Origin of the sequence: Amphritea pacifica, from assembly GCF_016924145.1 — a bacterium.
Classification (GTDB): domain Bacteria; phylum Pseudomonadota; class Gammaproteobacteria; order Pseudomonadales; family Balneatricaceae; genus Amphritea; species Amphritea pacifica.
The window spans coordinates 1-1504 of record NZ_JAFFZO010000073.1 but is presented as its reverse complement, the minus strand read 5'-3'; the positions used below and the strand labels follow the sequence as shown (position 1 = coordinate 1504).

Annotated in this window: 1 protein-coding gene and 1 pseudogene; one reads left to right on the top strand and one right to left on the bottom strand. The window is 44.3% G+C overall.

Annotated features, from left to right (window positions below):
• Positions 1-146: 146 nt before the first annotated feature.
• Entirely contained in the window at positions 147-704 is a 558-nt protein-coding gene (locus tag JW499_RS21400; protein ID WP_205212487.1) for a hypothetical protein, read from the top strand.
• A 471-nt stretch (positions 705-1175) separates the two neighbouring features.
• Here the strand turns inward: JW499_RS21400 and JW499_RS21395 are convergent.
• Positions 1176-1382, bottom strand: a pseudogene (locus tag JW499_RS21395) (integrase core domain-containing protein); the annotation flags it as partial.
• Positions 1383-1504: the final 122 nt, after the last annotated feature.

Sequence of the window (1504 nt, the reverse complement as noted above, 5' to 3'; positions counted from 1 at the left end):
AAAGGCTTGGGGCTGCCATCGTTGGCAGCGTGATAATAGATGAGGAGATGAACCGCCGTGGTACGTGACCCGTATGCCCGGTGGTGTGGGAGGAGGGGCACTGTGAGGTGCCTCCCTATCCCGATTAGAACTCAGTCGGAAATAGTATGAAATTCGCAATGTTAGTTATGCTTATTTTGATCTCGGGTTGCTCTACGTTCAGCAAAGTGGAAGATCGTGCCCATATAAAATGGAATTACGAATATTCTTCGGATGTCGTGCACGCCTTATTGGTGGAAAACTCCATATCTAGCTCAAATAGCGGTAAGTGTAACGTACGCTATTCTAAATTCCGGGTCATAGAGTCATTTAAAGGCAAACTCAAGACGGGTGAAACGTTCAATGCAACTGGAATATCTGCACATGAATACCGCGATGAAGGAAGTGAGCAGTTTCTTTTATTAAAGCCTTTTATCGCAACCCAATACCCAGGTTATGGTGAATGTTCTACTGAGGAATACGCTAGCTTTCTTTCAATCCATAACTGGTGTTGCTCGATAAGTAGCGAAGGAGAAAGATCGTTTGTAATGTATGACATGCTAAATTCAGAACAGTCCGGCGATCGTTATTTAGTCCCAGTTGCTGATACATTTGAAGTAATTCGAAAATTAAAGAAAAGTTCTAACAAATCAATCCAGCCGACCGCTAACGCGTCGGCTGATTGAGGCGTTACGTGTAAAAGCACATGACCACAGAGCCACTTATCAAAAACAGAAATGGAATTGCGGGCTTATACGGAGCATCAGCTTCGTGCCTTGCTTTCGTCATATTACTAATTTACGTTGCGCTATCACCAGTGGTTCCAGGCGATGACACTTCTATTCGAGGTGCGGCAATTTTAATAGGTGTCGTACCACCAATGTGGGTTGTGTTGTTTCTGTATTTTATGGGCATAAGCTTCAAAAAAAGCAGCAGGCTGAAGTTCGCACTAATCATACAGTCCGTCTGGCTGTCAGTATTATCGGGCTTGCTTTCTTATGTTGCTCTGATGCACGAAGGTTGGTCTGTCGCATTGCCACTGTTCGCTGTATCTTTTTGTCTGGGCTCGGTAATAGTTGGTATTGGCTCTTGGTGTAGCACTCTTGCAAAGTAATTAGGGTAATCCTCCCATTTTTAACTGAGGCTAAAAGTAGAAGTTAAGCCACTCTTAGTGGCGGCTTGCCTCCATTGGCTGTATGGGGGCGTTCATGATTGTAAAACCAGAGCCACTGCGTTGCATAGTCCTGTACCTCCTCCAGTGTCTCGAATAGGTGTTTGCTGACCCAACTGTATCTGATCGTGCGATTATGTCGTTCGATATAGGCATTTTGCTGAGGCTTTCCAGGCTGAATATATTCAATTCGAGTTATTGTCAAATCTGGTGTATGGGATCAGGCGGCATTCCTATCTGATTGATCCCTTACCTGTTCTCCATCCTTGAACTCAACATTATTGACTACCAGGGTCAGTAAGTTGAAACCTTTGA